This window comes from Paraburkholderia sp. SECH2, assembly GCF_030464795.1.
Lineage (GTDB): Bacteria > Pseudomonadota > Gammaproteobacteria > Burkholderiales > Burkholderiaceae > Paraburkholderia > Paraburkholderia aspalathi.
Genome location: NZ_JALPRH010000029.1, coordinates 26,887 through 53,641 on the forward strand (window position 1 = coordinate 26,887; position 26,755 = coordinate 53,641).

The window sequence follows — 26,755 nt, forward strand, 5'->3', positions numbered from 1 at the left end:
CTGCGGCAGCCGAAGTGATGGCTACTGCACGTCGCCGGTACGCCCGGGCTCAAGCAAGCGCCCGCGGTTCGAACACCTCCCTCGTGGTTATCGCCGTCCAGCGCAGGTTCGCCACGCGCGAGCAAGCGTGTGGTCTCGCGCGAGACCTGACGTTTTCCACGATCGTCCTGCTCACGAGTTGCCGCTGTGTTCACTAAAGGAGAAGTCCATGGGGAAACTCGACCTTTCGCGTCGTAGTTTTCTGAAGGCCAGCGTGTTGGCGGGTGTGTCGGTGTATATCGCGCCGATGGGCAGCCGCGCATTTGCTGCGTTGTTCGAAGACAAAATTCTGACGCCGGTTCAGTGGGACGCCGCCGATGGGCAGGCGAAATTCCGCATCGACGGTATCGCCAAAGTGACGGGCTCGAAAGTGTTCGCGCGCGACATCCGCGCCGCCGACATGCCGCACTGGCCGCAGCAGCAATCGCATGCCTTCATCCTGCGTACGACGCAAGCCGACCGCAGCTATGAAGGCTTTGACCTGTCGCTGCTCGGCGACGATCTGAAACCCGACCGCGTGGTGACGGCGGCCGATCTGGTGCGCGACGGCCTGATCTTCCCGGCCTTCTACGGCGACGACATGTTGCTGCCGCCGGGCAAGACGCCCGCGTATCTCGGCCAGGCGGTCGCGATCCTGATCTATCACGACTTCGCGCGCTTCCGCTTCGCAAAAGACAAGCTCAAGTTCCAGGATCAGATCATCCGTTACGGTGCGCAAACCGGGCCGCTCGAGCGCGATCCGTGGGGCACGTTCCGTTTCGTGCGCGTCGGCGGCAAGACGCCGTATGACGACGATATCTTCTCCAGTCTGAAAGACGCGCCGGTGTTCCCGAGCATGATGCGCAAGCACCAGCCGGTGTGGCCGGACGGCGTCGAACACGGCAAGCTCGACGAGCAGGGCATGTTCCACGCCGGTCAAATCCAGCAGGAACTGGATCATCCGTCGGCGGACTGGCTCGTCATGGAGCGCGAGTACAACACGCAGTCGATCGACACGGCCGCGCTCGAACCCGACAACGCGAACTGCTGGTACGACGCGGCGACGCAATCGCTGCACATGGTCGTGCCGACCCAGGCGCCGTCCGAAGTTGCCGACAGCGCGGCCGGCATGGTCGCGAAGTGCGCGTTTCCGGTGAAGAACCTGTTCATTCACCCGTGCTACACGGTGGGCTACGGTTCGAAGGATCACTTCAACGTGCCGTTTTACGGCCTCGTCTGCGCGATGTATGCGGACGGCCGCCCGGTGCGTCTTGCGAACGATCGCTACGAGCAGTTCCAGACGTCGTTGAAACGCCATGCGTTCAAGATGAACTACCGGATCGCCGTCGATAAGAACACCGGTCTGATGCAGTCGTTCAAGGCCGCGATGGAAGCGGACGGCGGCGGGCGGTGCAACTTCTCGCCGTCGGTGGCGATGGTCGGCGCGACGGCTGCGCAATCGATCTATTACTTCCCGAAGAACGATCTCTCGGCGGTGGCGATTGCTTCGCGCGCGATCGACGCTGGTTCGGCGCGCGGTTACGGCACGCTGCAAAGCATGGCCGCGACCGAGATGATGGTCGACGAAATCGCCGCGGAGCTGAAACTCGATCCGATCGACTTCCGCCTGAAAAACGCGCTGCGCTCGGGCATGAAGAACACCCAGGGCGCGGTGCCCGCAGGCGCGATTCGTGTCGACGACGTATTGCAGAAAGCGAAGGTTCATCCGCTGTGGGTGAATCGCGCGAAGCGTAAGGCCGAGTTCGAAGCCGCGCATCCGGGCAAGCGGTATGGCGTCGGTTTTGCGTGTGTGCAAAAGGACTTCGGCACGGGCGCGGAAACCTCGTTCGCCAAGGTCGAGTTCAGCGCCGACGGCAAGATCGGTTTGCAACACACGGCAGCCGAAATCGGTACCGGCATGTCGACCTCGCAGGCGATCGCGGTCGCGAAGTGGCTCGGCAAGCCGGCCACCGACGTGCATGTCGCGATCACCGATTGGCCCGATCTGCCGGTCGTCACGAGCGGCGATCCGTACATGATGTCGCAAGCGGACCAGGACAAGCTGGCCGCGAATCCGCGCTGGTCGCCCGGTTATGCGTCGCCGTCGAGTGCGACGAATTCGGCGTTTTATTTCACGCACAGCACGCGCGAAGCGGCACGCGTCGTCTTCGCGCACGGTTTGTGGCCGGCGGCGATGGCGATCTGGAGCCAGGGTGGCGGCGGTGGTCAAGCCGCGCCGCTGGTGGTGCGCATGGAGGACGCGCGTTGGGTCGACGGCAAGCTGTCCGCGGCGGGGCTCGTAGCGTTGCCGTTCGAACAGCTCGCGAAGAAGGCACACGAGTTGGGTCTGGTCACCGGCGCGACGGTGCATGTGTTCAATCGCTGGCAATGGACCGAGTCGGACTTCGAGATCGACGGCAATGTCGAGCGCTTGCCGCTCGATGGGCTTGCGCTGAGATATGGCGACAACGCTTCGGCCGATAAAAAGAAACTGCAAACCACGCCGAACCATTACCGCGTGCTCGATCGTCAGCGCGTGTTCATTCCGCCGGTTCAGCGCAACAACGCGGCCGTGACGTATTACAGCGCGGTCGGGACGCTGGTCGAGTTGTCGGTGCATGAAGCGAGCGGCAAGGTGGATCTACTCGCCCATCACTCGATCATGGAGTGCGGCAATCAGCTCTCGCCGCAACTTGTGTCGGGCCAGCTGCAAGGCGGCCTTGCGATGGGCATCGGTCACGCATTGCACGAGTATCTGCCGCTCTATGAAGACGGTCCTGGCAACGGCACGTGGAACTTCAATCGTTACCACTTGCCACGCGCGACCGACGTCGCCGTCTGGACCCAGACCGGCGAAGTGCTGCCTCCGCTCACCGAGACCGATCCGCCGAAGGGCATCGCCGAAGTGGTGATGATTCCGGTGGTCGGCGCCATCGTGAATGGTATCGCGCACGCGATTGGACATCGATTTACCGACCTGCCGGTCACCCCGCAACGTATTCAGGAGGTGCTCGCATGACGGCCCCTACTCAAACTTCCGCTAATGCTGCGAGCGCCGCTGTTGCCTCGAGCACCGTTCCTGGCGCTTCCGCTTCCGCCGCAGCTACTGCGGCCTCCAGTCCCGCGGGCGCTGCTTCTGGTGCCACGGGCATTGTCGCCAGCGCGTCAGCCGCAACCGTAGTCGAGCGTCCGTTGACGCACTTCCGCACGCTGCCGGTATCGGTCAAGGTGAACGGCGAAATCGTCGGCCCGACCGACGTGCCGGCCGGTCTGATGATGATCGACTTCCTGCACGAGTATCTGCACCTGACCGGCTCGCGACTCGGCTGCGGCCAGGGCATCTGCCACGCGTGCGTCGTGATCGTCGACAAGCCGGACGGCACCAGCGAAGAAGTGCGTACCTGCATCACGGGCGCGAATTTTTTCCACGGCAAAACCATCCGCACGATCGAAGGCCACGCGAAGCGCAACGAGGCAGGCGAGGTCGTCGAACTGTCGCCGATCCAGCAGAAGTTTCTCGAACACTTCAGTTTTCAGTGCGGTTACTGTACGCCCGGTTTCGTCAATGCGGCGACCGTGCTGATCGAACGTCTGAAGCGTCAGCCAATTGCCAAAGACAAGGTCGAGCAAACCATCACCGAGGCGCTGAACGACCATATCTGCCGCTGCACGGGCTACGTGCGCTACTACGAAGCCGTGAAGGAGGTTGTGATGACCACGCCTGGCCTCGTAAAGGACGCGGCATGATGACTCCCTCGATGAATGTGCGTCGCGCGTTGCTGCTGCTCGGCACGGCCGCTTTGCTAAGCGCTTGCGGCAAACAGGACGACTCCGCCGCAGCGATGCAGGCCGCTGCCGCAATGGGTCCGCAATCCACCGCCGCCGATCCGCTCGCACGCGGCCGTTACCTCGTGAAAGCCGCCGATTGCGCGGCCTGCCACACCACGTCGGATGGCGCGCCGTTCGCCGGCGGCGTGAAGCTGGCCTCGCCGTTCGGCACCTTCTATGGCACCAACATCACGCCGGACAAGGACCACGGCATCGGCAACTGGAGTGCGGACGATCTCTACAAGGCGCTGCACGACGGCGTCACACCGACGAAGCAGTTGTATCCGGCCATGCCGTACACGTCCTACCGCCAGTTGTCGCGCGCGGATAGCGATGCGATCTACGCATACCTGATGGCGCAGAAGCCGGCGGCCGTGGCGAACCACGAGCCCGAGTTATCGTTCCCGTTCAACATGCGCTTTGGCGTGCGCTTCTGGAACTGGGTGTTCCTGAAGGACACGTTGCCGGATGCGTCGAAAGGGCAGTCCGCAGATTGGAATCGCGGACGCTATCTGGCGTGCGCACTCGGCCATTGCGCCGAATGTCATACGCCGCGCGGCAAGTTCGGCCAGCTCGACGGCGCCAAACCGCTGACGGGCGCGGCGCTGGGCAGGATCGCCGCACCGGACATCACGCCGCATGGTTTGGCAGCACGTGGCTGGACCGCCGCGGACCTGCAGACATTCTTCGCCACGGGCATTGCGCCGCAAGGCTCGGCTTTCGGCGAGATGTATCCGGTGGTGCATCTGAGCAGTCAGTACATGACGCATGACGATCTGCGCGCGATGTCGACGTATCTGCTCGGCGATCAGGGACCGGCGCCGCAACCATTGCAATCGGTCTCCGCCGATGCCGCGCAACTCGAGGCGGGGCGCAATGTGTATCTCGCGGTGTGTGCGGGCTGTCACGGACTGAGCGGCGAGGGCAAGCCGCACGTCGCGGTGCCGATGCACGGCAACTCGACAGTGCGTCAAAGCGATGCGCACAACCTGATCGTGGCGATGCTCGACGGCATCGGAGCGCAGGATTTCCCGGGCCTCGAGCGGATGCAGGAGATGCCGGGCTTCGCCACGCAACTCAGCGACACGGAACTCGCGCAGCTTGCTAACTATCTGCGCGCGACGTACGGCGGCCAACCGGCCGATGTGACAGCCGATGCGGTGAAGGCGTTGCGTTGAAGCATGCCATGCGTTGGGCGTTGGAAATGAAGCGCTAATCGTTGTGTAAGAAAGAGCCGGTGCCGATATGGGCACCGGCTTTTTTTATGTGCTCGCCACGGGGCAACCAAACCGCCAGGCCAACGATTGACGTCTTTTCACGCCGATCCTCGTGTCTCCCGCGAATGGCGCGCAATGAACTCGCGCCTAATGGTCTGCTCAAACGGTATCGCGTCGTTGCTGTCCGGCGGCGTGCCGTACGTTTCGCCGTAGACCGATCCGATGTCCTTCACGGAGACTTCATGAGCAATCTCGCAACGCAGGTTCTTCCTCATCATAGTGACCCTCATTCGGTGGGCGCGCCGCTGGCTTGCGTACAGGGTACGATCAGCAAGGTTTTCCTCAGCCCGGAATTTCACCACGCCGCCGAACATCAGCAATTCGTCATCAAGATCGACAGTGTCGTGAAGTTCGAAGGCGGTACGCAGAACCTGGTGGGTACCGAAGTATTCGTTGCCGTACGCTACGGCGACAGCGAAGGGCTCGCGCAGGAAATTCCCGGTCTGCAGGTCGGGCAGCCAATCGAGGCGCAAGGCGAATACATCGCCCAGGCCAGCGCCTATCCCACCGCCGATAACAACAACCCCGTTCTGCCGGTGCTGCATTTCACGCATCATCCGGTCGGCTTCGTGCTGTATCAAGGTCATACCTACAGCTAGGTCGGGCCAGTCGCTGGGAGCCGGGCGGGCGCACGCCTGTCCGTCCGCTCGCCTTCGCATTTCCCCATCCCCGCTCCTCGTCTCGCATACTGGCAATTCAAGTTCTCGCAGCGTTCTGCCGATAAGCAAGCGTTATCGTCCGTTCGTCGGGTGGTGCGGCCGTTTACGGGTCTTCGCGATCATGCGCGTTGAGACGCGAGGCCGGCACCGCGCGTGAGGACTGGTTGTGGACGCAGCCGTGTCTGCATCACCGTACGTAAGGTTTGTATCTGTTTGTGTGGACCGGGACGTTTTTTGCAAAACGCACTTTACAATTCCGCGTGAATTTTAATCGGCAATCTGGCCCTTTTCGCGGAAGATCGGCTGTTTTCGGGCATCCGGCGTCTGGGCATTCAGCATCTGGGCATCCAGTAAGGCGAAAGGGATTGGGTTGGACGGCAGGGCACGGGTGGGCGCCGCACGAGGCGGCCTCGCTGTGTCGCGGCAGAAAGCAGCGCTTCGTCAGAATGCGCGCATCGCACGCGACAGGGCAGCATCCGGCTCGCCAATAAAAAGCAGGAGTCGAACATGTTGGGAAAGCGTTTCGACAGAACAATGATGGCCAGTCTGGCTGGCGTGTGGGTCGCGCTGGCGGTCAGCGGTTGTGCGAATGTGGGACAGCAGGACGCGCAAACTGGCGCGGCATCGGGCGCATCGGCTGCGTCCGGTGTGCCGGCAGCGGCTGCCGCGCCGGCCTCCGGTGCGCTTGCAGGTTCGTCGGTCCAGTCGGCCGCCGACGACGGCACGCCGCTTAAGAAGTCGCCGCCGTTGGTGTATCGCGTCAAGCGTGGCGACACGTTGGCGCGCATCGCGCAGCATCATCATTGCAGTGTCAGGCAGTTACAGGCGTGGAACGGGCTCAAGCCGTCCTCGCGATTGAAGCTTGGCCAGGTGCTACACGTCGCATCGCCGGAAACGGTGCGGGCAGCCAATGCGGCAGCCGCCGCTGCGAAGGCTGCGGCGGTGTCCGCGCCAGCTGCTCCGCTTGCCGCGCAGCAGGCGCCGGCGGCAACCACGTCGCAGACAACGGCGCAGTCCGCTACGCCATCAGCCGCGCCTAGCGCCGCCGAGGCACGCGAAGTCGCGCAGCAAACTTCGCGGCATGCGAACGGCGTGTCGCTGGCATGGCCTGCAGGTGGCCGTGTAGTCGAAGCATTCCAGCCGGGCGAAACACGCGGCATCGAAATCGGCGGCAAGCCCGGCGATCCGGTGCGGGCCGCGGCCGACGGCAAGGTGATGTACGCCGGCACCGGTTTGAACAGTTACGGCAGTCTGATCATCGTTCAGCACAACAAGGACTTTTTGACCGCGTACTCGCATAACCGCAAGCTACTGGTCAAAATCGGCGACATCGTGCGGCAAGGCCAGCAGATTGCCGAGATGGGCGATGAGAACAACTCGCGCGTCTCGGTCGGCTTCGAGTTGCGCCGCGACGGCAAGCCGGTTGATCCGATGCCGTATTTGCCGCAAGGGCGCGGTTAGGCGCGCCTAAGAATCAGCCGGCGATTTTTCGCCAACACCAAACAAGCAGCGATCCCGGCCAGTCATTTGCCGGGATCGCTGCTTCGTCACATCCTCGCATTCGAGTCCTCCGGGTCCTCCGGGTCCTCCGGGTCCACTACCGGGCAGATCAGACCGGCTACCCATGACGCGCCTTCCTTCAATCGAACCAGCGCAGCGCCGCTGCAACGATCGCTTCGGGCGCATCTTCCTGCACCAGATGACCGGCCTTGGGCACCGCCTGAAAGCGTGCCTCGGGTATGACTGCCGCCAGTTGCCGGCCGCGTTCGAGCGGAATCCATTGGTCGTCTTCGCCCCACAGGATTTGCGTCGGGCAACGCATCTGCGAATAACGTGTTTCGACCGCATCGGTATAGCGCTGATCCATCTGGGCGATCTGGCGGTAGAACGCGGCTTGTCCCGTTGCGCCGAGCCACGGCGTCACATAAGGCGCGAGTTCTTCGTCCGGAATATCGCGAGCAATCGCGCCGCGCACGTACGCTTTCACGACCGCTTCGTGGATATACGGCGGTAGCCCGGCGAACGCCGCGCCGTGTTCGCGCACGTGCTGCACGAACGGCGAACCCCATGGCGCGACTGCCACCGGATCGATCAGCGTGAGGCTTCGATAGTCGCACCCATCAATGAGATGCGCGCGCAAGGAAGTCGCGCCGCCGAAATCGTGCGCGATGATGTCCGGATTCGTCAGGTCCCAATGCGCGAGCAATTCCGCCAGCAGCACGTTCTGCACGCCGAGCGAGACGTCCTGAGCGTCGCGTTGCTCGGATTGGCCGTAGCCAAGCAGATCGTAGTAATACACGGTGCGCACTTGCGCGAGATGCGGGGCGATGCGATGCCACACATACGAAGAAAACGGTGTGCCATGAACCAGTACCAGCGGCGGGCCATTGCCGGTCACGCGAAAACGCACGGTTTGATCACGGAACGTATAGCTTTCAGGAAGCGGCCAGGTTTGCATGATGATGAGCGTCGCGAGAAAGTCTGCTTACCTTAGCAGGGTGCTCCGAAGCGCGCTGATCGGCTTTTCGTAGCATCCTCCGAGTGCCTCCCGCAAAAGCTCACCTTTGTTTTATTCAGCAAAGCCAGGCAAATTGAAAAGATTGTGAAGCACGGCGTCGCTGCATTGAATGGTGGGTGGCGCGGATATAACGCACTGTTACGAAACGCGCATAAATCACCTTGAAACAAGGTATTTTTGTGCTGGCAGGATTCGGGAAGCCTGGTAATCGTCGAGGACGCGTCGATTCGGTATTCAACGAAACGACGCGTGATTGACCAGAATGTGCGCGCAGCAATGGTGAGCGAATTCGGGAGCCGAAGCCGCAATCAATACCGGATGGCGCGCTGCTGCGTTCCACCCCAGCGACAACCTTCGGCTAACACCAACGAAGCCCAACGAGCCCCAGACGAAGTAACGCGCCGCCGGCTACTTTGCTTCAGCGCCACGCAGCAATTGCGAAACCTGGCCGTGGTGATGCAGGATCGCCGGGTCGACTTGCAGGAGGGGCAAGTAGCGCGGCAGGAATGCGTTATTGGGCTGGTCGGGAGAAAAGAGGCCGGAGACGGCTTCGGCTGCGGCGAGCCGATCGGCAGCCTCTGCTTCCTTGTCGTCGAGAATCTCGTCGACATTGGCAATGACCGTGGAGAGCGGCGTAAGCCAGCGGAACGCCGAACCGTTAATGAGCACCTGCAGGAAGGCCGCCGGAGTCACAGGGCCGAATTCCTTTTCGTACGCCGCGCGCTCGTGATCGAGAATCGATTTATGCAACGCCAGTAGCGGTTTGCGAATTTCCGAGAGGAATTGAATGCATTGCTGGTCGTTCATCTTGCCGCTCCTTCGGATAGTCAAACTAATGCCGCAATGGTAACGCATTGATTTGAATCTCGTTTCACTTCCGGCAAGCGCCGCCGCGAAGTCCTTTTCGCCGTGTGAATGCGCACGCGGACATGTCACGTTGTCGGCGAACTTCTTTATCCACGGCTACAATTTCCCGGTCCCTTCCAGCGCACGCGCGCTGCGCATCATTTACTGTACTCATTGACCTGCAATTGAACAGTAGCCGCATGACGTATTAGCACGGCGTGTCGAATAAACACGGCAAGTCTTTGCGTTTTGGTTCGACGTCTCTGTCTAAACAGCCTGACAAACAATAAACCCCACCCGGAGCCGCCCATGACAACGTTCAACATCAACGGCCAGACTCATACCGTCGACGCACCCCCCGACATGCCCCTCTTGTGGGTCTTGCGCGACCTCGTCGGCTTGACCGGCACCAAGTTCGGTTGTGGTATCGCCCAATGCGGCGCGTGCACCGTACATCTCGATGGCGTCGCGGTGCGCTCGTGCGTGCTGCCGGCAGCGGCTGTCGGCGATAAGAAAATCACCACCATCGAAGCGGTCGGCAGCACGCCAGCCGGCCAGAAGGTGCAGCAGGCGTGGCGTCAGCTGGACGTCGTGCAATGCGGCTACTGTCAGTCCGGGCAGGTGATGTCGGCGGCTTCGCTGATCGCGAGCAACCCCAATCCAAGCGATGCGGATATCGACGCCGCCATGGCCGGCAACATCTGCCGCTGTGGGACGTACAACCGCATCCGCGCGGCGATCAAGCAAGCCGCGAAGGGAGCCTGACATGTCCCAGGGATTGCTCGATTCACAAGACAGCGCGCAGCCGACGAAAGGCGGCATCTCGCGCCGCACCTTCCTCAAATTCGGCGTCACGGTAAGCGCGGCAACCGGCGGCGGCTTGCTGCTCGGCTTCAGCATGCCGGCCGTCAGTCAGGACCAGAAGGCCGGCAAATCAGTAATCGGCGGCGATGGCGATGAAGCGCCACAAAGCGGCGTGTTCGCGCCGAACGCTTTCATCCAGATCGACACCGCGGGCAAGGTCACGCTGGTGATCCCGAAGGTCGAAATGGGGCAAGGCGTCTACACATCGATCCCGATGCTGATCGCCGAAGAGCTCGAAGTGCCGCTCGATTCGGTCACGCTCGACCACGCGCCGCCGAACGAAAAGCTCTTCATGGATCCGCTGCTCGGCGGCCAGCTCACCGGCGGCTCGACGTCGATCCGCTATGCCTGGGAGCCGATGCGCCGGGCTGGCGCGACTGCACGCACCGTCTTGATCAGCGCCGCCGCGCAGCAATGGCAAGTCGATCCGGCGAGCTGTCATGCAGAAGCCGGGCAGGTGATTCATGCGGCGAGCAATCGCAGCATCGGCTACGGCCAGCTGGTGACGGCCGCAGCCAAACTGCCCGTGCCGCAGAACGTCAAGTTGAAAGATCCGAAAGACTTCAAGGTGATCGGCACTGCGGTGAAGCGCCTCGATTCACCCGAGAAGGTCGACGGCACGGCGATGTTCGGACTGGACGTGCGCGTGCCGGACATGGTCTACGCGGCCATCGCGAACTGCCCGGTGTTCGGCGGCACGCTCGCGAGCGTCGACGATACCAACGCGAAGAAGATTCCCGGCGTGCGCCAGGTCGTCAAAGTGGATAACGCGGTCGCCGTGATCGGCGATCACACGTGGGCCGCCAAACGCGGTTTGCAGGCGCTCGATATCAAATGGAACGAAGGCGCGGGCGCGCAGATCGGGATGAGGCAGATCGTCGACGATCTCGCCAAGGCCGCGCAGCAAAACGGTGCGGTGGCGCGTAAAGACGGCGACGTAAACAACGGGTTTTCAAACGCGAAGACGCGCGTCGACGTCGTGTATCAGCAGCCGTTCCTCGCGCACGCCACGATGGAGCCGATCAACTGCACGGTGCACGTGCGGCCCGACGGCTGCGATGTCTGGCTCGGCTCGCAGGTGCCGACGCGGGTGGTGGACGCCGCGGTTGCCGTCACCGGTTTGCCGGCTGACAAGATCGTCGTGCACAACCATCTGATTGGTGGCGGCTTCGGCCGGCGGCTGGAGTTCGACATGGTCACGCAGGCGGTCAAGATCGGCAAGCAGGTGTCGACGCCGGTGAAGGTAGTGTGGACGCGCGAAGAGGACATCCAGCACGACATGTACCGGCCGTATTACTACGACAAGATCTCCGCCGGCCTCGACGCGAACGGCAAGCCGATCGCGTGGCAGCATCGGATTGTCGGCTCGTCGATCCTGGCGCGTTTCGCGCCGCCCGCGTTCAAGAACGGTATCGATCCAGATGCGGTGGAAGTCGCCTCGGATCTGCCGTACGACTTGCCGAATCAGCTGATCGACTATGTGCGCCAGGAGCCGCACGCGGTGCCAACTGCATTCTGGCGCGGCGTGGGGCCGACGCGCGGCACCTTCGTGGTCGAGAGTTTCATCGACGAGCTCGCCACTCAGGCGAAAATCGATCCGGTGAAATATCGCCAGGATCTGCTGGGCAAAACGCCACGCGCGCTGAACGTGCTCAATACGGCCACGCAAGCGGCGAACTGGGGCAGCGCGGTGCCGAAGGGGCAGGGGCGCGGCGTGTCGGTGATGCATGCGTTCGGCAGCTTCTTTTCGATGGTGGTCGACGTTGCGGTCGATCAGGGCGAGGTGGCCGTCAAGCGGGTCGTGTGCGCGGTCGATTGCGGGATGGTGGTGAATCCGAACACGATCGAAGCGCAGGTACAGGGCGGCATCATCTTTGGCATCACGGCGGCGCTCTACAGCGAGATCACGATCAAGGACGGTCGCGTGGAGCAGAACAACTTCACCGACTACCGGATGCTGCGCATCGATCAGGCACCGCCGATCGAGGTGCATATCGTGAAGAGCAGCGAGGCGCCTGGCGGCATCGGCGAACCGGGTACGGCGGCGCTCGCGCCGGCTTTGACGAACGCGATTTTTGCGGCGACCGGCAAGCGGCTGCGGCAATTGCCCGTCGGCAGTCAACTACAAACCGCCTGAGAGCCCAACATGAAAAACACACTCAAGGGTTTCGGTGCAGCGCTGTGTGTGGCGTTGCCGTTCCTCACCCAAGCTCCGGTACAAGCGGCGGATCAGGCACTGGTGCAACGCGGCGCCTATCTTGCGAAGGTGGGCGATTGTGTCGCTTGCCATACGGCGCCGAAAGGCAAACCGTTTGCGGGTGGCCTGCCGATGACCACGCCGATGGGCCAGATCTACACCACCAACATCACGCCGGATCAGCAGACCGGCATCGGCAGTTACACGGAAGAGGACTTTGCGAAAGCGATGCGCGAAGGCGTCGCGAAAGACGGGCACAACCTGTATCCGGCGATGCCGTATCCGTCGTATGCGAAGGTCAACGACGACGACATGAAAGCGCTGTATGCGTACTTTATGAGCGGCGTCGCGCCGGTGTTGCAGGCGAATCGCGAGCCGGACATCAAATGGCCCTTGAACATGCGCTGGCCGTTGAAGTTCTGGAACATGGTGTTCCTGGAGAAGGGCGCCTATCAGGACAAGCCGGGCAAGGATGTCGCGTGGAATCGTGGCGCGTATCTGATTCAGGGCCTGGGGCATTGCGGCTCGTGTCATACGCCGCGCGGCATCGCGTTCCAGGAGAAGGCGCTGGACGAAAGCGGCAGCGCGTTCCTGACGGGCGGCGTGCTCGACGGCTGGTTCGCCGCGAACCTGACGGGCGAGCACAACGTCGGCCTCGGTCGCTGGAACGATCAGGATCTGCAGGCGTTCCTGAAGACCGGCGCCAATCGCCATGCGTCGGCATTCGGTTCGATGACCAGTGTGATCAACAACAGCACGCAGGGCATGAACGACACCGACATCGCCGCGATGTCCACCTACCTGAAATCGCTACCGCCGGCGGGCGGCAGTGGCTCGCCGCCTTATACGTACGATCCACAAGCGACGAAGGTATCGCTGAACCGTCCCGCGAACGATGCCGGTGCGCGTGTTTATACGGCGTATTGCATGCACTGCCATGGTGTCGACGGACGCGGCTTTGCGCCAATGCTCGCGCCGTTGGCTGGGAATCCGAACGTGCTGGAGAAGGATTCGTCCTCGCTGATCAATGTGACGCTGAACGGTACGGAGGATCTGGTGATCGGCGGCATTCCCGCGCCGTATCCGATGCCGAAGTACGCACCGGTGCTCAACGACCAGCAGATCGCCGATGTGCTGACCTTCGTGCGAGCCGGGTGGAATAACGGTGGGTCGCCTGTCACGGCGGGTGACGTAGCGAAGTTGCGAAAGTCGACTCAAGCGGCTCGATAGAAGTGTCGGGCTGACAACAAAAAAACGGCAACCGTGTAAAACGGTTGCCGTTTTTTATAAACCCGTAGAAAAGATAGCGTTAGCGGTGCTGCCCCACCTTCTGTCGCTTCTCCAGCACCCGCGCGTACCAGGTCAACGGGAAACACATTGCGAAGTAAATCATCGCGACCATGCCGTAGATCGGGAACGGGCGGAATGCTGCGTTGGTGATCATCGTGCCGGTCTTGGTCAATTCCGTGAAGCCGATGATCGACGCGAGCGCCGTGCTCTTCACCACTTGCACGAGGAAGCCGACCGTCGGCGCCACGGCGATCTTCAGCGCCTGCGGCCAGATGATGTAGCGCAGTTGCTGGCTGAACGTCATGCCCAGACTCGCGCCCGCGGCCCATTGACCACGCGGTACGGCTTCCACGCAGCCGCGCCAGATATCGACCAGATACGCGCTGGTATAAAGCGTCAGCGTGACGGTTGCCGCGACCCAGGGCGAGACATCCACACCCAGCAAGGGCAGGCCGAAGAACGCCAGAAACAGCTGCATCAACAGCGGCGTGCCTTGGAACACTTCCACATACACCACCACGATTCGCCGCAGCCATGGCAACGGCGACACGCGCATCGCGAGCAGGATCAGCCCGACAATGCCACCACCGACAAACGCGATCAGCGACAACAACACCGTCCAGCGGGCGGCGAGCAACAGATTGCGGGCGATGTCCCACAGCGTGAATTCGACCATGATCAGCGCTCCGTCGGCAAAGTGCGGGCGGCGGTGCGCCACATCAGGCGGGTGCGCCAGTTACGCGGCGCGCTGTCGCTGCTGCCGCCGCGAGCGACGCGGCCCGCGAAGAGGCCACGGCCGAGCCGGTTCATGAGTTGCCGCAATACGATCGACAACACCAGATACGTCGCGGTGATGATCACGTAGCTCTCGAACGAGCGGAAATTGCGCGACTGGATGAAGTTGGCCGCATAGGTCAGATCGGGCACCGAAATCTGCGAGACCACCGCCGAACCGAGCATCACGATCAACACCTGGCTCAGCAGCGCGGGAAACACGTTGGCGACCGCCTGCGGCAGCACGATGTAGCGGAACACCTGCCGTCCATGAAGGCCGAGCGCTTGCGCCGCCTGCACCTGACCGCGCGGGATCGAATCGATACCGGCGCGCACGATTTCGATCGCGTACGCGCCGAGATTGACGGTCATCGCCAGAATCGCGGCCTGCACCTCGTCGATATGAATGCCGAGGCTCGGCAGGCCAAAAAAGATGAAGAACAACTGCACGATGAAGGGCGTATTGCGAATCAACTCGACGTAAGTCGCGACCACCCAGCGCGCCCACTTCGGCCCGGCGACCGCAATGCTCGCGCCGCCAATGCCAACGAGACCGCCGAGAACGGTGGACACGGCGGTCAGCCCCAGCGTGACGGCGACGCCGCGCGCGAGCAGCCCCGCATAGAGGCCGAAGCCGCTGAAATCGAACGCATAAGTCATAGCGTGGCGCTCATCGTGTGGTCAAACTCCGGCGCGGGCCGGCCTTGCCGGTCCGCGCAATAAAGGTTCAGAGGTCGGCCGGCAGCGGCGCACGCAGCCATTTCTGCGAAATCGCGTTCATGGTGCCGTCCTTGCGGGCCTTGGCAATCGTTTCGTCGACTTTCTGCTTCAGACGCGGCTCATTCTTGTTCAAACCGACGTGATCCGGCGAGCTGAATAGCGAGAACTTCTGTTCGGGATCGTTCGCCGGATGACGCGCGAGAATGGTTGCGCCGACGTCGTTGCCGACTACCATCAACTGTACCTGACCAGAAAGAAACGCCGAAATTGCGCCGTTAGGATCGTCGAATCTTTTGATGTTCGCGCTGGGGGGCGCGATTTTGGTCACGCTCAGGTCTTCCAGCGTGCCGCGCGCGACCGAAATCGACTTGCCGGCGAGGTCGGCGGCGTTCTTCACGGGCAGCGTTTTCGGGCCGAAGACGGCGAGGTAGTAGGGCGCGTAGGGCTGCGAGAAGTCGATCACCTTTTCGCGTTCCGGCGTCTGGCCGACTGAAAGCAGCATGTCAGCCTTGTGGTCGGCGAGGTAGGCCATGCGGTTGTCGCCCGTCACCTGCACAAGTTCGACCTTTGCATTGAGCGACTTGCCGATCAGGTTGGCGACGTCGATGTCGTAGCCCATCGGTTTCATGTCCGGGCCGATCGAACCGAACGGCGGGTAGTCCTCGAATACGCCGATGCGAACCGTGCCGGACTTGGCGATGTTGTCGAGCGCGTCAGCATGCGCGGCCGACGAAAAGGCGCACAGTGCGCCGAGGCCAGTGAAGGCGAGTGTCGCGGCGAGGGTCGCGAAGACACGGCGCGCGTTCGATTGAGCAACTTGGGGCTGATTCATGGTCTTTCCTCTGTCGAAAACTCGGTATTGGAATGGGTTTCAGTGAACGCTTCAGCGACGCGTTTCGATGCCTTGCGTCAGCGACACGTTTCAGTGCGCCGCACGGGCGGCGATCAGTTTGCACGCGTGCGGTGGCAATTCCGCGAACACCGGCATGCCGAGCGTGAGGCCCGGCGTTTCGCGCGGCGTGGTCGCGGCAGTCAGCGTGAATCCTGCGCAATCGATCGTGGCTTCCAGCGACGCCCCCACGTCACGGATAAAAGTCACCGTGCCCGCGAGCCGGTTCTGCCCGGCGTCACCGGACGCTGTTTTGACGCACACGTCTTCCGGCCGGATCAGCAGACGGATATCGCTGCTGGACTCCGGTATCCGCGCCGGTTGCGCAACCGCAATGCGCGTTCCGCCCGGCAGGCTGACGCTGCCTGCGCCGTCGTAGCTGACTGGCAGGATGTTGCCGAGGCCGATGAAGTCAGCAACGAATTCGCTGACCGGATCGCGATAAATATCGAGCGGCTTGCCGACCTGCGCGATCCGGCCTTTTTCCATCACCACGATCTCGTCGGCCATCGTCATCGCTTCACGCTGGTCGTGCGTGACCATGATCGTCGTGATGCCGAGACGCTGTTGCAGCAGGCGAATCTCGACCTGCATCGCTTCGCGCAGTTTGGCGTCGAGTGCGGAGAGCGGTTCGTCGAGCAGCAGCAGTTTCGGTTGCGAGGCGATCGCACGGGCAATCGCCACGCGTTGCCGCTGGCCGCCGGAGAGTTGCGTGACCGGCCGGTTCGCCATGTGCGGCAACTGGATCAGCTCCAGCAATTCAGCGACGCGGCGCGCTTGCGCGTCTTTCGCCGTCTTGCGCAACTTGAGCGGATACGCGACGTTCTGCGCCACTGTCATATGCGGGAACAGTGCGAGCGACTGGAACACCATGCCGAAGTCGCGCTGGTTCGCAGGCAGATGCGTGATGTCGCGGCCGGCAAAATTGATGCTGCCCGAGCTCGGCGTTTCCAGCCCCGCGATCATCCGCAGGAGCGTGGTCTTGCCGCAGCCGGACGGCCCGAGAAAGCACACCAGCTTGCCGTCGGGCACGCTCAGATCGACGCTGTCGACGGCATAGGCCGCGTTGAAGCGCTTGGTCACGGCCTGCAAGGTCAGATGGGTCATCGAATGCTCCAGCAAAAAGGCGTCAGCGCAGCGCGAATCGAAAGGGCGGTCAAAGCGCCACCCCTTCGTCGCCGATCAGCTTTTCGAGCAGCCAGATCAGCGCGAAGTCGATCGCGACGATGAATACGGCAAAACAGAATACGGTCGGATCGAGCGACGACACCGTGCGGCTGTAGAGCCACACCGGCAGCGTCATCGTGTCGATGCCGTACAGGAAGAAGGTCACCGTGAATTCGTTGAACGAGACGATGAACGCGAACAGCATGCCGGCGAGAATGCCGGGGCGCATCAGCGGCAGGATCACGTCGATCAGCGCGCGGCTCGGGCTCGCACCCATCACGCAGGCCGCTTCCTCGAACTCCGGGCCAATCGAGGCCACTGATGCCGCGCAATTTTTCACGGTGAACGGCAGCGCCAGAATCACGTGCGCGATGATCAGGCGGAATACGCCGAGTTCGATCGGCAGCACGTTGAACACCAGCAACAGCGACAAACCGAGCATCACTAGCGGATAGACGAGCGGCAAGGCCACCAGTTGTTCGACCGCGGGTTTGCCGCGAAAACGGTAGCGGCTCAGTGCGTAGGCGGCGGGCACGGAGACGAGCGTGGCGATGACCATCGTCGAGAGCGCGACGATCAGGCTCGTGCTGAGCGCGGCGCCCATCGAGAGGGAGTCGCTTGCATCCGGCGAGACGAAGCTGTGCCACGCCGCGCGGTACCAGTGCAGGCCGTAGGCGTGCGGCGGGAATTCGAGCGTGTCGGCCGCGCTGAACGACATGGTGATCATCGTCAGGATCGGTAGTGCGGCGAGGAACAGCACGATGGCGGCGAGCAGCGCGGTGGCTTTGCCGAGCTGGCCGGGCATGGTCATCGGCAAACGCGGCAGGCGCAGGGATTGAAGTGGCGTGCTCATGCGTGAGGCTCCTCGGCGAGACGTTGTGTGCGGCGCACGAGGCGCTGCGACAGTGCCATCACGGTAAGTGTCGCGACCATCAATACGACGCCCGATGCGGAAGCGGCGGGCCAGTTCAGCAAGGGCGCGACCTGGTCGTGGACCAGTACGGCGAGCATCGGCACGCGGCGTCCACCGAGCAGCAGGGGCACGGCGAAAGCGCTGGCGTTGTACGCGAACACGAGCAGAGCGCCGGACACGAGCCCCGGCATGGCAAGCGGCAGCAACACATGACGCAGCGTCTGCCAGCGCGTCGCGCCGAGCGTGGCCGCGGCTTCTTCATACGAGCTGGAAACTGCGCGCATCGCGCTCGACAACGGCAGCACGGCCAGAGGAAACGCCGTCTGAATCAGGCCCAGCAACACGCCGTGTTCGCGATACAGCCACATCACCGGGCGGTCGACGAGGCCGCTGCCGAGCAGCGCGTGATTGAGCAGACCGGCCGGACCGAGAATGATCAACCAGCCATAACCTTGCAGCAGCAGATTGACGAGCAAGGGCAGCAACACACCCGCGAGCAACAGCCGCCGCGCGAGCCGCGACTTGGTGCGCGCCATCGCGAGAGCGACGGGAATCGCCAGCAGCACGGCGCAGACCATGCTTTGAAATGCGAGCCGCAGCGTGAGCCACAGCGACTTCAGGAAATAACCGTCGACGAGATCGGCATAGTTCTGCAGCGTGAACCCGCGCCATTCGTTGCCTTGCGTACCAAAGCTCATGCGCAGCACGACGAGCGCTGCCGCGCCGAGAATGGCCAGAAACAGCAGAATGGGCGCGAGCAGAATCCAGGGGCGGGCTTTCGCGAGCGCCGTGGACGCTTGCTCGTCCGGTGCGCGGGAAGCGGCGCCGGGCGAGCCGGAAGCCGCGCCCGACGCATCACCCGACGCAGCGTCAGACGCCGATGAGGCACGCCGCGAAAAACGCGCGAGCATCGCGGTCATGCCGAGAAAATTTCGGTGTAGCGTTTGATCCACGCAGGCTGCACGACGGCGAGCGCCTTGTCGTCATGCAGGATTGCTTTCTCGGCGATCTGTTTCGGGCTCGGCACGAATGCGCGGCTCTCGGCCGGAATCACCGCTTTCGAGTTGACCGGTCCGTTCAGCACGTCGGCAGCCATGCGGCCTTGCACGCCGGCATCAAGCGAATGGTTGATGAAGGCGTGGATCAGATCGCTGTCGGCGGGGTGCGACTTCGGGATCACCGTGAACATCAGTTGCGTGGCGAAGCCTTCCTTCATGCCGTAGGTCACGCCCATCTTGTACTCGGGCTTGCGGATCTGGTCCGGGAAGAAGGCCGGCGAATAGATGCCGCCGATATCGAGCGAGCCGGTGCGGAACAGATCGGCTACCTGATTCGGGTTCTCGCCGAGCGTCATCACGTGATCTTTCAGTTCCATCAGCTTCTTGAAGCCCGGCTCGATGTTCTGTTGCGAGCCGCCGTTCATTTTCGCGGCGATGATCGCGAGGTCCACCGCTTCGGCCCACTCGGGCGGCGGCAGGAACAGGCGTCCGGCGTACTTCGGGTCCCACAGTGCTTCGTACGAAGACGGCGCCGTCTTGACCGTCGACGTGTTGTAGATCAAGCCATCCGACCACAGCAGATAACCCACGCCGAAGCCATTCGCGCCCGTGCGGTATTGCGGCGCGACCTCCTTCAGGTTCGGCAGCTTGTCGAGATCGGGCTTCATCAGCAGACCTGCGTCGCCGAGACCCGCCGCGCCGACGCCGGCCAGCGTGATGACGTCGTAAGTGGGACGATCGCCCGCGGCCTTGACCTTGGCGACCATGCCGGAGGTGCCGTCGGCGCGGTCGGCGATCACCTTGGCGCCGGTCTTCGCCGTGAACGTGGCGGCGATGTTGCGCAAGGCGGCGGCGCCGGTGTCGTCCGACCAGGTCAGCAAGCGCAGTGTCTTGCCGGCGAAGTTGTGCTCCTGTGCCCGCAGATTGACGAACGGCATCGGCAAACTGGACGCCGCGAGTGCTGCGCCGATTGCCTTGATGGCCTGCCTTCTACCCCGTTTGATCTCTTGCATGGCGGTCTCCTGTGTTGAACGCCTGTTGCCTGGTGATATTCGCTCTGACCGCTGCCGCTGCATCGCCCATTTGCGCTGCCTGCCTTACTCGACCCCACGTACCCAACCTCACGCGCTACCGGCTGCGTTGCGTGTTGATGCACTCTAGGTTTGTCAAAATCCCTCAACAAACGAAATATGCGCATGGAGCGCATGACGGAATCTCATGGGCTGGCGCTTGTGCGACGCTAGCGGCGGCTTGGCTGCGATCCGTGGGAACGCCAATCCAGTGGCGTATCGGGGTTAACGTCCATGATTTTTTCGCGCGGGCGGCCCGCTGGGAGGTATGAGGAAAGCTCGGTTCTGGTGCGGTGTCTGGCGGCATCTGCCCTGAGTCGGTGCAAGCGAGCGCGCTCAGGCCGGAATTGACAGCCCTGTCATGAGCGAAATGCATGCATATTTGCTCGCGCGCAACGCGTGAAAAATATTCTTATCGCGTATCCTGTTGGTTCAAGGGGCGTGACGGCACGTAACGTCGTCCGCCCGCGCAATGACTTTTCCTGATCCCTGACCGGACTCATCCAGATGCGACGTCTCCCGCCGCTCAATGCGCTGCAGATTTTCGAAACCGTGGCGCGGCATCGCAGCTTCACACGCGCCGCTGACCACCTATGCCTGACACAGGGCGCGGTAAGCCGGCAGATCATCGCGCTCGAGGACTACTACAAGTTTCCGCTCTTCAAGCGCCATGCGAAAGGCCTGACGCTGACCGCCGAAGGCGAATTGTTGCTGCCCGCGGTAAAGGAGAGCTTCGCGCGTATCGAAGAGATATCGCTGCGGCTCACGCGTCAGCGTACCGATCTCGCGCTGAAGGTGCCGACCTGCGTGATGCGCTGGATGTTGCCGAAGATCATGCGCTTCCAGGCCGAGTATCCCGAGCTGCATGTTCAGATCACCACCACCTGGCAGCACGACGTCGACTTCCAGCTCGAGCCGTTCGACGCGGCGATCATCTACGGCTCGTCACCGGGCGCGGACGTGCAGGCGGTGCCCTTATTCGAGGAACGTCTGACGCCGGTGTGCGCGCCGGATCTGTTGAAAGACAAACCGTTGAAGGAGTTGGCGGATCTGGCGCGCCACACGCTGCTGCATCCAACGCGCGACCATCGCGACTGGAAGATGTGGCTTGCCAGGGTGACCGAGGTGGATGCTGCGAATGCGCCGGCGATCGACGCTGAACACGGCCCGAGCTTCGACACGCTCGACATGGCGACCAACGCCGCCTTGCAAGGCTTCGGTGTCGCCATCAGCGATCTTGCCCTGATCGACGAAGACGTCGCGGCCAAGCGTCTCGTGCGGCCGTTCGATACGGTGCTTAAGACCGGCTGGCGGTACTACTTCGTGTATCCGGATTCAGTCGCGCATCAGCAGAAGCTGAATCTGTTCCGCGACTGGATTGCGGAACATTGGGAGGAGTAAGGAGAGGGGCCGCTCGTTTGCGTAGAGCGTGGCCCCGAGCGTTATCGTCACGGCGCGAAGGACAGAAACAGATACGCCGCGAACAGCGACAGATGCACGGCGCCTTGCAGGATCGTCGTGCGTCCGGAACTGAGCGTCAGGGTGCCGACGATCAACGTGAGCATCAGCAGTACGGTTTCCTTGCCGTCGATGCCGAGAATGAGCGGCTGAGCAGTCCACAAGAACACGGCAGCGACCGTCGGAATAGTCAGCCCGATACTGGCCAGCGCGGAACCGAGCGCGAGATTCAGGCTGTTCTGCAAGCGATCGGCGCGCGCCGCGCGCACGGCGGCGAGCCCTTCCGGCAGCAGCACCAGCGCCGCGATGATAATGCCGACCACCGCCGGCGGCGCACCCGCGTTCTTGACCGCGGTTTCAACCACAGGCGAGAGCACTTTCGCGAGCAATACGACGGCGACGAGGCACACCACCAGCAAGCCGCCCGCTGCCAGCGCGACACCGATGCTCGGCGGGGCGGCGTGGACGTCCTCGTCGGGAACGTCGGCAAGAAAGTAGTCGCGATGCCGCACGGTCTGAACGAACACGAAGACCCCATACAGCACCAGCGACGACACCCCCGCGAACGCCAGTTGCGACGACGACAGAACCGGGCCGGCGCTAGTCGTCGTGTAGTTCGGCATCACCAGAGTCAATACGGACAAGGACGCGAGCACCGCCAGCGCGGCCGCCGCCCCACGACTTTGAAAATCCTGCTCGCGATGCCGGATGCCGCCCACCAGCAGGCAGATGCCCACGATCCCATTACAGACGATCATTACCGCGGCGAACACCGTGTCGCGCGCAAGCCCGGCCTTTTCCGGGCCGGAGGTCAGCATCACCGAAACGATCAGCGCGACCTCGATCACCGTGACGGCCACCGCCAGCACCAGGGTACCGAACGGCTCGCCGACGCGATGCGCGACCACTTCCGCGTGGTGCACCGCTGTGAACACGGCGGCGCACAGCGCGACGCCGATCAGCGCGAGCAGCAGCCCGTTGCCCGGCACGGCATACGCGATGCCCAGCACGATCCAGGCAACGAAGGGCGCGGCGATGGTCCAGCGGGGCAAAGCGGTCGCGGGCGTAGTCATTCAGGACTTCCTTTAGTTGCGTGTTCTTGTTGCTTGTACGGGACTCATGCGGCGTGCACGCACGGTGTTGACGAGACCTGGGAGCGAGCGAAGATACTAAACCAACTTGTCAACAACGTGCTCTAACGCATTAAATTATAAAGGATAATTCTAGGCGGTCCGGATTTTGTCATCCGGCACTACAGACGATTGTGCCGACGCACTGGCGAAGGTGACAAGGCAATCGGCGGCTGTTCCGCATCTGAAGGATTGAGTGACGCAGGATTGCGCGGACAATGCGGCGCGGTTTTGATGAGTGAAACACCATCGGCAGACTAAAACTGCCGGGTTGGCAGCGTCAGGCGTCAGGGAAGGAAACCGGATGTTTCGGTCCGGACACACCGCCTCGTGATGAAGCGGTGCGTCCGGGTATAGCGTTACGACTGACCGACGCGGTTTATTGGCCGACCGGACGGATCGAGAGGGCGTTCTTGACCGACGTCACGCCCGGCACGGCTTGCGCGGCCTGGGTTGCCAGGTCGACTTGCGGCTGCTCAGGCACCGTGCCGGCCAGCGTCACTGCGCCGCCACGTGCGCGCACGGTGATGTTGGTCACGCTCAGGCCCTTGGTCTTCGACAGCGCGCTGCGCACTTTACGACCCAGTGCACGGTTGGCCGCCTTGTCCGCCTTGGCGCTATGAGCGGACGAAGCCGCGGGAGCCGCCGGAGCTGCAGCGTCGCTGCTTTGCGCGTACGCATTGATGGACGCCAGAACGATCAGCGCACCGCCGACCATCTTGATTGCCTGGAATGCTTTCATTCAACTCTCTCCTATTGTCATGAATACGACGGCCCCGGGATGGGCCGGTGTACTGCACCAGCGGGTACTTCGGGATCAAATCTGAATGGAACGTTGCTGCGGTCGAGCGACTTCTTGCAATCTATAAGCGGATCAGGCGCGCCTAAGCACACGCATGCCGGCAAAGGCTGTCCTGCAAGCCGGAAACACACGATACTCCAATTAGTGCCATGGTGAATGCGTCGGTGCCTGGAAATGAGGTTTTGGTACAACGAATGGTCCGATGAAGGCAGGCCGATGGCGCTCTACCGCTTGATGCGGCGCGGGTGGTACGCCCGTTGGCGTGTCCGCTGCGCGGATAGGCCACGCATCTATCGAATCCAGTGCATTGCGCTTAACGACTCGTCCGGATTGCATGCTGAATCAGCCTCTACCCATCCTCCCATTGCTTCGTGACGATTTACCGCTCGATACCGTCGCGCTGGCGCGTTTCATGATTGGCAAATATCTGGTGCACGACCTTCCCGAAGGCCGTATCAGCGGCCGCATTGTCGAAACCGAGGCGTACCCGCTCGGCGATTCGACCAGCCACGCATTTGCAGGCCGGCGCCCGTATAACGGTTCGATGTTTCTCGCTCCCGGCCACGCTTATATCCGGCTCACGTATGGGCTTTCGTACATGCTGAACATGTCTGCGGAAGCGGAAGAGGTTGGCGCGGGTATTCTGATTCGCGCGATCGAGCCGCTGGAAGGTTTGCCGCTGATGGAGGCGCGGCGGCCTGGCGTGCCGCTGCGCGATCTCGCGCGCGGACCCGGCCGGCTCACCATGGCCTTGGGAATCGATCAGTCGTTTGACGGCCGCGATCTTTGCAGCGGACATGGCCTGTGGATCGGTGTGATCGAGACGGGCGATGTGCCGATCGGCGTGACGACCCGCATCGGCTTGTCGCGCGAGATGCATCGGCCGTTGCGGTTTTTCGAACCCGGTAGTGCGTTCGTCAGCGGACCGCGAAAATTGCTGCTGCCACCGCATGCTGAAGCGTTGACGAGTCCGTCAATCTGACCATCAGCGTCAGGCAATGCGGCAAAACACGTTCTGTGGAGACGCATTTTCGAACCATCAGACAGAAAGGTTACGATCCCGACAATTATTACGGTAAAACGAAGCCTTCAATCGTCTTTGGCGGTAAGTTTCGCCACACTCTTGCGTTTTGAACAATTATCTATCTCACAATTAAGGGTTTTCCCGCGATGATTGGGTGACTAGACTGAAATCACTCGCTTCTCACATGGTGTGGCAAGCGAAGCTAAAAAACAGATCTGGAGGTAAGTCATGAAATCGCTCATCAAGGCAATCGCCGTTGCAGCCGTTCTCGCCGTCCCAGTAGCTTCGTTCGCTCAATCGGGCGATCAGCCCGCGACCCGCGCAGAAGTCCGCAGTCAGTTGATTCAGCTTGAACAAGCGGGCTATAACCCGGCCGCCAGCAACGACACGAACTATCCGAGCGACGCTCAAGCCGCCGAAAGCCGTGTGCAGGCGCAAAATCCGGCAGTCGCGCAAACGCAGGAACCCGTCGCGGATACCAGCGGTTATGGTGGCGCGGTGAGCGGTTCGTCACAAGCGGGTGGCGTCTTGCAACCGACGTCCGGCCCGAAGTCGGTTTATTTTGGTAACTAAGTTTGGTAACTGAGTTTGGCAACCAAGTTTGGAGGCCGGCTGGTCCGGCCGGCAGTTGATGTGACCGAAGCGGGGCGTGCGTAAATTAGCTGAGCGCACGTTCCGCCGTTCCGCGAGCAGTCAGCAGTGTGATGCGGCGAGCCACATGCGCGCTTTATGCGGCGCGCATTCTCGCGGTCCACAATTCAGGAACCTCCGCTGCCGAAAGGTAGCTTCGCCCAACCTTTTTCAAGGATTGGGCTTTTTTTGCGCCCCGGTCAGCAGTGCGCGAAGCCCGCCGTGTGGCGCGACCTGCGATATGCCGCGAACCTCAGGGGCGTTCGCCGTGGATATAGAACTCGAGTTGCTGAATGGTGAATTGCTGTTCGGCGATGATGTTCTTCACCAGATCGCCGATCGACACCATGCCGACCAGGCGGTCGTTTTCGATGACCGGCAAGTGGCGCATGCGCCGTTCGGTCATCAGAGCCATGCAATCATCGGTGGTCTGGTCAGGGCGGACAAAGCGCACGGCTTTGCTCATGATGTCGCGCACCGGCGTAGCCTTCGACGAACGATCCATCAGGACGACCTTCCGCGCATAGTCCCGCTCCGTAACGATCCCGGCGATGCTGTCGCCGTCCGTCACGACCAGTGCGCCGATGCCTTTTTCAGCCATCAGCTTGATCGCGTCGTAGACGGAATCGTCGGCCCCGACGGTAAAGACGGTGGTGTTGTTCGGTTTAGTTTTAAGAAGCTGTGCAACGCTTGTCATGGAGCAACTCCGTTTCGCAGTGCAGCACGCCGATGCGGCGCGCTGTCGTGAGGGACAGGCTATTCCAGTATAGGCGCGGCGCGCGGCGGAAGGACCTCGGGAATACCTGTGGCGCGCAATGCGTTTAACTCAGATAGCCATGTGATGCGCGTTGGTTTGGCGCGCGGCACGCGGGCATCCGGGCGCGGTGTGCCGATTAGCGGTAAACTGCCGGTCCATACCGCATCCCAATTTTGCGGGTTCATGTCAGCACCATTGTCCAACGCCATGCTCACGTCTCACGATCCGTCGCAAGCAACAGACGGCGCACCCAGCGGCGAGTGCGTCGTCCTCGACGCTACCGCCACGCTCCCCACGCGCTACGGCACGTTTACCTCCTACGTGTTTCGCGTGGCCGATAGCGGCGCCGAACATCTCGCGCTCGTGATGGGCGACGTCGCAAACCAGTCGTCCGTGTTGACGCGCCTGCACTCCGAGTGCCTGACGGGCGACGTGCTCGGTTCGTACCGCTGCGATTGCGGCGAGCAACTCGATCTGGCGCTGCGTTATATCGCGGCTGAAGGCTGTGGGGTGCTGCTGTATCTGCGCGGCCACGAAGGGCGCGGCATCGGCCTGTCGAACAAGATCCGCGCGTATGCGTTGCAGGAGCAGGGCCGCGACACTGTCGAGGCCAATCTCGATCTCGGCTTGCCCGACGACTCGCGTGAATACGATTCCGCGGCAGGCATTCTGCGCACGCTCAAGGTCACTTCGGTGCGCCTGATGAGCAACAATCCGGAGAAATTCGACACGCTGTCGAAGCATGGCATTCCGGTATGCGAGCGGGTGGCGCTGGCGATTCCGATGCGCGAGGAAAACGAGCGCTATATCCGCACCAAACAATTGAAGTTTGGGCACTACTTCGACGAAAACGAATAATCGAGACATGCACGCCGGCCACCGTTTGTTTGCAAACGGTGGCCGGCGTTGTGGCGTCGGTTTCGTCA

General features: G+C 62.2%; 24 protein-coding genes. 12 read left to right on the plus strand and 12 right to left on the minus strand.

From position 1 onward, the window contains the following. The first annotated feature begins 208 nt into the window (after positions 1–208). The 5 genes from M0D66_RS32280 (at position 209) to M0D66_RS32300 (ending at position 7,243) form a co-directional block, all read left to right on the plus strand. Positions 209–3,037, plus strand: a complete 2,829-nt coding sequence (locus M0D66_RS32280) for a xanthine dehydrogenase family protein molybdopterin-binding subunit (protein ID WP_266212559.1) — start codon at positions 209–211, stop codon at positions 3,035–3,037. Continuing rightward, positions 3,034–3,765 carry a (2Fe-2S)-binding protein gene (locus M0D66_RS32285; protein WP_211707501.1) on the plus strand — a complete coding sequence of 244 codons (732 nt, stop codon included), beginning with the start codon at positions 3,034–3,036 and terminating at the stop codon, positions 3,763–3,765. The genes M0D66_RS32280 and M0D66_RS32285 overlap by 4 nt, the downstream gene beginning before the upstream one ends. Continuing rightward, the gene (locus M0D66_RS32290; RefSeq protein ID WP_266212560.1) at positions 3,762–5,024 is read left to right on the plus strand and encodes a cytochrome c; all 1,263 of its coding nucleotides are present in this window, start codon (positions 3,762–3,764) and stop codon (positions 5,022–5,024) included. Before M0D66_RS32285 ends, M0D66_RS32290 begins: the two co-directional genes overlap by 4 nt. A gap of 281 nt (positions 5,025–5,305) precedes the next feature. Then, positions 5,306–5,722 (plus strand): hypothetical protein, encoded by a 417-nt coding sequence (locus M0D66_RS32295; RefSeq protein ID WP_200619216.1) that lies wholly within the window; start codon positions 5,306–5,308, stop codon positions 5,720–5,722. 567 nt (positions 5,723–6,289) lie between these two features. Further along, the gene (locus M0D66_RS32300; RefSeq protein WP_200619217.1) at positions 6,290–7,243 is read left to right on the plus strand and encodes a peptidoglycan DD-metalloendopeptidase family protein; all 954 of its coding nucleotides are present in this window, start codon (positions 6,290–6,292) and stop codon (positions 7,241–7,243) included. 178 nt (positions 7,244–7,421) lie between these two features. Here M0D66_RS32300 and M0D66_RS32305 read toward each other — a convergent pair whose 3' ends face one another. After that, positions 7,422–8,240: an alpha/beta fold hydrolase gene (locus M0D66_RS32305; RefSeq protein ID WP_200619218.1), complete on the minus strand. Its 819-nt coding sequence runs from the start codon at positions 8,238–8,240 to the stop codon at positions 7,422–7,424. Positions 8,241–8,708: 468 nt separating this feature from the next. Further along, on the minus strand, positions 8,709–9,107 hold the full coding sequence (locus M0D66_RS32310; protein WP_200565940.1) for a hypothetical protein: 399 nt from the start codon (positions 9,105–9,107) through the stop codon (positions 8,709–8,711). A gap of 348 nt (positions 9,108–9,455) precedes the next feature. Here M0D66_RS32310 and M0D66_RS32315 point away from each other — a divergent pair, with 348 nt between their 5' ends. From M0D66_RS32315 to M0D66_RS32325, 3 genes are read left to right on the plus strand one after another with little or no spacing between them, the layout of a single operon-like run. After that, the gene (locus tag M0D66_RS32315; RefSeq protein WP_093638590.1) at positions 9,456–9,911 is read left to right on the plus strand and encodes a (2Fe-2S)-binding protein; all 456 of its coding nucleotides are present in this window, start codon (positions 9,456–9,458) and stop codon (positions 9,909–9,911) included. Between the two features lies 1 nt (position 9,912). Beyond that, the gene (locus tag M0D66_RS32320; RefSeq protein ID WP_266212561.1) at positions 9,913–12,147 is read left to right on the plus strand and encodes a xanthine dehydrogenase family protein molybdopterin-binding subunit; all 2,235 of its coding nucleotides are present in this window, start codon (positions 9,913–9,915) and stop codon (positions 12,145–12,147) included. A gap of 9 nt (positions 12,148–12,156) precedes the next feature. Beyond that, positions 12,157–13,437, plus strand: a complete 1,281-nt coding sequence (locus tag M0D66_RS32325) for a cytochrome c (RefSeq protein ID WP_093638596.1) — start codon at positions 12,157–12,159, stop codon at positions 13,435–13,437. A 79-nt stretch (positions 13,438–13,516) separates the two neighbouring features. On the opposite strand, the gene M0D66_RS32330 is transcribed toward M0D66_RS32325, so the two are convergent. The 7 genes from M0D66_RS32330 to M0D66_RS32360 form a co-directional block, all read right to left on the minus strand. Then, positions 13,517–14,173 carry an amino acid ABC transporter permease gene (locus M0D66_RS32330; protein WP_093638600.1) on the minus strand — a complete coding sequence of 219 codons (657 nt, stop codon included), beginning with the start codon at positions 14,171–14,173 and terminating at the stop codon, positions 13,517–13,519. A gap of 2 nt (positions 14,174–14,175) precedes the next feature. Then, positions 14,176–14,931: an amino acid ABC transporter permease gene (locus tag M0D66_RS32335; protein ID WP_200619219.1), complete on the minus strand. Its 756-nt coding sequence runs from the start codon at positions 14,929–14,931 to the stop codon at positions 14,176–14,178. A 67-nt stretch (positions 14,932–14,998) separates the two neighbouring features. Continuing rightward, on the minus strand, positions 14,999–15,823 hold the full coding sequence (locus M0D66_RS32340; RefSeq protein WP_054036414.1) for a transporter substrate-binding domain-containing protein: 825 nt from the start codon (positions 15,821–15,823) through the stop codon (positions 14,999–15,001). 90 nt (positions 15,824–15,913) lie between these two features. Further along, positions 15,914–16,987, minus strand: coding sequence for an ABC transporter ATP-binding protein (locus M0D66_RS32345; RefSeq protein ID WP_266212562.1), 1,074 nt, complete (start codon positions 16,985–16,987; stop codon positions 15,914–15,916). A gap of 49 nt (positions 16,988–17,036) precedes the next feature. Further along, a complete protein-coding gene (locus M0D66_RS32350) occupies positions 17,037–17,900 on the minus strand; it encodes an ABC transporter permease (protein WP_093638616.1) in 864 nt (287 codons plus the stop codon). Further along, on the minus strand, positions 17,897–18,880 hold the full coding sequence (locus M0D66_RS32355; protein WP_211707496.1) for an ABC transporter permease: 984 nt from the start codon (positions 18,878–18,880) through the stop codon (positions 17,897–17,899). The genes M0D66_RS32350 and M0D66_RS32355 overlap by 4 nt, the downstream gene beginning before the upstream one ends. Continuing rightward, complete coding sequence (locus M0D66_RS32360; protein WP_093638626.1) at positions 18,877–19,971, minus strand: PotD/PotF family extracellular solute-binding protein; 1,095 nt, start codon at positions 19,969–19,971, stop codon at positions 18,877–18,879. Before M0D66_RS32360 ends, M0D66_RS32355 begins: the two co-directional genes overlap by 4 nt. A 564-nt stretch (positions 19,972–20,535) precedes the next feature. On the opposite strand from M0D66_RS32360, the gene M0D66_RS32365 reads away from it, so the two are divergent. Then, the gene (locus tag M0D66_RS32365; protein ID WP_211707495.1) at positions 20,536–21,429 is read left to right on the plus strand and encodes a LysR substrate-binding domain-containing protein; all 894 of its coding nucleotides are present in this window, start codon (positions 20,536–20,538) and stop codon (positions 21,427–21,429) included. Positions 21,430–21,476: 47 nt separating this feature from the next. On the opposite strand, the gene M0D66_RS32370 is transcribed toward M0D66_RS32365, so the two are convergent. Then, positions 21,477–22,559 (minus strand): calcium:proton antiporter, encoded by a 1,083-nt coding sequence (locus M0D66_RS32370; RefSeq protein ID WP_211703772.1) that lies wholly within the window; start codon positions 22,557–22,559, stop codon positions 21,477–21,479. Between the two features lie 436 nt (positions 22,560–22,995). Beyond that, positions 22,996–23,358 carry a BON domain-containing protein gene (locus M0D66_RS32375; RefSeq protein WP_266212563.1) on the minus strand — a complete coding sequence of 121 codons (363 nt, stop codon included), beginning with the start codon at positions 23,356–23,358 and terminating at the stop codon, positions 22,996–22,998. Between the two features lie 394 nt (positions 23,359–23,752). On the opposite strand from M0D66_RS32375, the gene M0D66_RS32380 reads away from it, so the two are divergent. Continuing rightward, the gene (locus M0D66_RS32380; protein WP_211703773.1) at positions 23,753–24,400 is read left to right on the plus strand and encodes a DNA-3-methyladenine glycosylase; all 648 of its coding nucleotides are present in this window, start codon (positions 23,753–23,755) and stop codon (positions 24,398–24,400) included. Between the two features lie 270 nt (positions 24,401–24,670). After that, positions 24,671–25,015, plus strand: a complete 345-nt coding sequence (locus M0D66_RS32385; protein WP_093638649.1) for a DUF4148 domain-containing protein — start codon at positions 24,671–24,673, stop codon at positions 25,013–25,015. 310 nt (positions 25,016–25,325) lie between these two features. On the opposite strand, the gene M0D66_RS32390 is transcribed toward M0D66_RS32385, so the two are convergent. Continuing rightward, on the minus strand, positions 25,326–25,769 hold the full coding sequence (locus tag M0D66_RS32390; protein WP_054036399.1) for a CBS domain-containing protein: 444 nt from the start codon (positions 25,767–25,769) through the stop codon (positions 25,326–25,328). A gap of 267 nt (positions 25,770–26,036) precedes the next feature. On the opposite strand from M0D66_RS32390, the gene ribA reads away from it, so the two are divergent. Continuing rightward, positions 26,037–26,687: a GTP cyclohydrolase II gene (gene ribA / locus M0D66_RS32395; RefSeq protein ID WP_054036395.1), complete on the plus strand. Its 651-nt coding sequence runs from the start codon at positions 26,037–26,039 to the stop codon at positions 26,685–26,687. Positions 26,688–26,755: the final 68 nt, after the last annotated feature.

What these genes read in the sequence shown, in the direction of transcription:
- M0D66_RS32280 (WP_266212559.1), top strand. Translation starts at nt 209, where the DNA reads ATGGGGAAACTCGACCTTTCGCGTCGTAGTTTTCTGAAGGCCAGCGTG.
- M0D66_RS32285 (WP_211707501.1), top strand. Translation starts at nt 3,034, where the DNA reads ATGACGGCCCCTACTCAAACTTCCGCTAATGCTGCGAGCGCCGCTGTT.
- M0D66_RS32290 (WP_266212560.1), top strand. Translation starts at nt 3,762, where the DNA reads ATGATGACTCCCTCGATGAATGTGCGTCGCGCGTTGCTGCTGCTCGGC.
- M0D66_RS32295 (WP_200619216.1), top strand. Translation starts at nt 5,306, where the DNA reads ATGAGCAATCTCGCAACGCAGGTTCTTCCTCATCATAGTGACCCTCAT.
- M0D66_RS32300 (WP_200619217.1), top strand. Translation starts at nt 6,290, where the DNA reads ATGTTGGGAAAGCGTTTCGACAGAACAATGATGGCCAGTCTGGCTGGC.
- M0D66_RS32305 (WP_200619218.1), bottom strand. Translation starts at nt 8,240, where the DNA reads ATGCAAACCTGGCCGCTTCCTGAAAGCTATACGTTCCGTGATCAAACC.
- M0D66_RS32310 (WP_200565940.1), bottom strand. Translation starts at nt 9,107, where the DNA reads ATGAACGACCAGCAATGCATTCAATTCCTCTCGGAAATTCGCAAACCG.
- M0D66_RS32315 (WP_093638590.1), top strand. Translation starts at nt 9,456, where the DNA reads ATGACAACGTTCAACATCAACGGCCAGACTCATACCGTCGACGCACCC.
- M0D66_RS32320 (WP_266212561.1), top strand. Translation starts at nt 9,913, where the DNA reads ATGTCCCAGGGATTGCTCGATTCACAAGACAGCGCGCAGCCGACGAAA.
- M0D66_RS32325 (WP_093638596.1), top strand. Translation starts at nt 12,157, where the DNA reads ATGAAAAACACACTCAAGGGTTTCGGTGCAGCGCTGTGTGTGGCGTTG.
- M0D66_RS32330 (WP_093638600.1), bottom strand. Translation starts at nt 14,173, where the DNA reads ATGGTCGAATTCACGCTGTGGGACATCGCCCGCAATCTGTTGCTCGCC.
- M0D66_RS32335 (WP_200619219.1), bottom strand. Translation starts at nt 14,931, where the DNA reads ATGACTTATGCGTTCGATTTCAGCGGCTTCGGCCTCTATGCGGGGCTG.
- M0D66_RS32340 (WP_054036414.1), bottom strand. Translation starts at nt 15,823, where the DNA reads ATGAATCAGCCCCAAGTTGCTCAATCGAACGCGCGCCGTGTCTTCGCG.
- M0D66_RS32345 (WP_266212562.1), bottom strand. Translation starts at nt 16,987, where the DNA reads ATGACCCATCTGACCTTGCAGGCCGTGACCAAGCGCTTCAACGCGGCC.
- M0D66_RS32350 (WP_093638616.1), bottom strand. Translation starts at nt 17,900, where the DNA reads ATGAGCACGCCACTTCAATCCCTGCGCCTGCCGCGTTTGCCGATGACC.
- M0D66_RS32355 (WP_211707496.1), bottom strand. Translation starts at nt 18,880, where the DNA reads ATGACCGCGATGCTCGCGCGTTTTTCGCGGCGTGCCTCATCGGCGTCT.
- M0D66_RS32360 (WP_093638626.1), bottom strand. Translation starts at nt 19,971, where the DNA reads ATGCAAGAGATCAAACGGGGTAGAAGGCAGGCCATCAAGGCAATCGGC.
- M0D66_RS32365 (WP_211707495.1), top strand. Translation starts at nt 20,536, where the DNA reads ATGCGACGTCTCCCGCCGCTCAATGCGCTGCAGATTTTCGAAACCGTG.
- M0D66_RS32370 (WP_211703772.1), bottom strand. Translation starts at nt 22,559, where the DNA reads ATGACTACGCCCGCGACCGCTTTGCCCCGCTGGACCATCGCCGCGCCC.
- M0D66_RS32375 (WP_266212563.1), bottom strand. Translation starts at nt 23,358, where the DNA reads ATGAAAGCATTCCAGGCAATCAAGATGGTCGGCGGTGCGCTGATCGTT.
- M0D66_RS32380 (WP_211703773.1), top strand. Translation starts at nt 23,753, where the DNA reads ATGCTGAATCAGCCTCTACCCATCCTCCCATTGCTTCGTGACGATTTA.
- M0D66_RS32385 (WP_093638649.1), top strand. Translation starts at nt 24,671, where the DNA reads ATGAAATCGCTCATCAAGGCAATCGCCGTTGCAGCCGTTCTCGCCGTC.
- M0D66_RS32390 (WP_054036399.1), bottom strand. Translation starts at nt 25,769, where the DNA reads ATGACAAGCGTTGCACAGCTTCTTAAAACTAAACCGAACAACACCACC.
- ribA (WP_054036395.1), top strand. Translation starts at nt 26,037, where the DNA reads ATGCTCACGTCTCACGATCCGTCGCAAGCAACAGACGGCGCACCCAGC.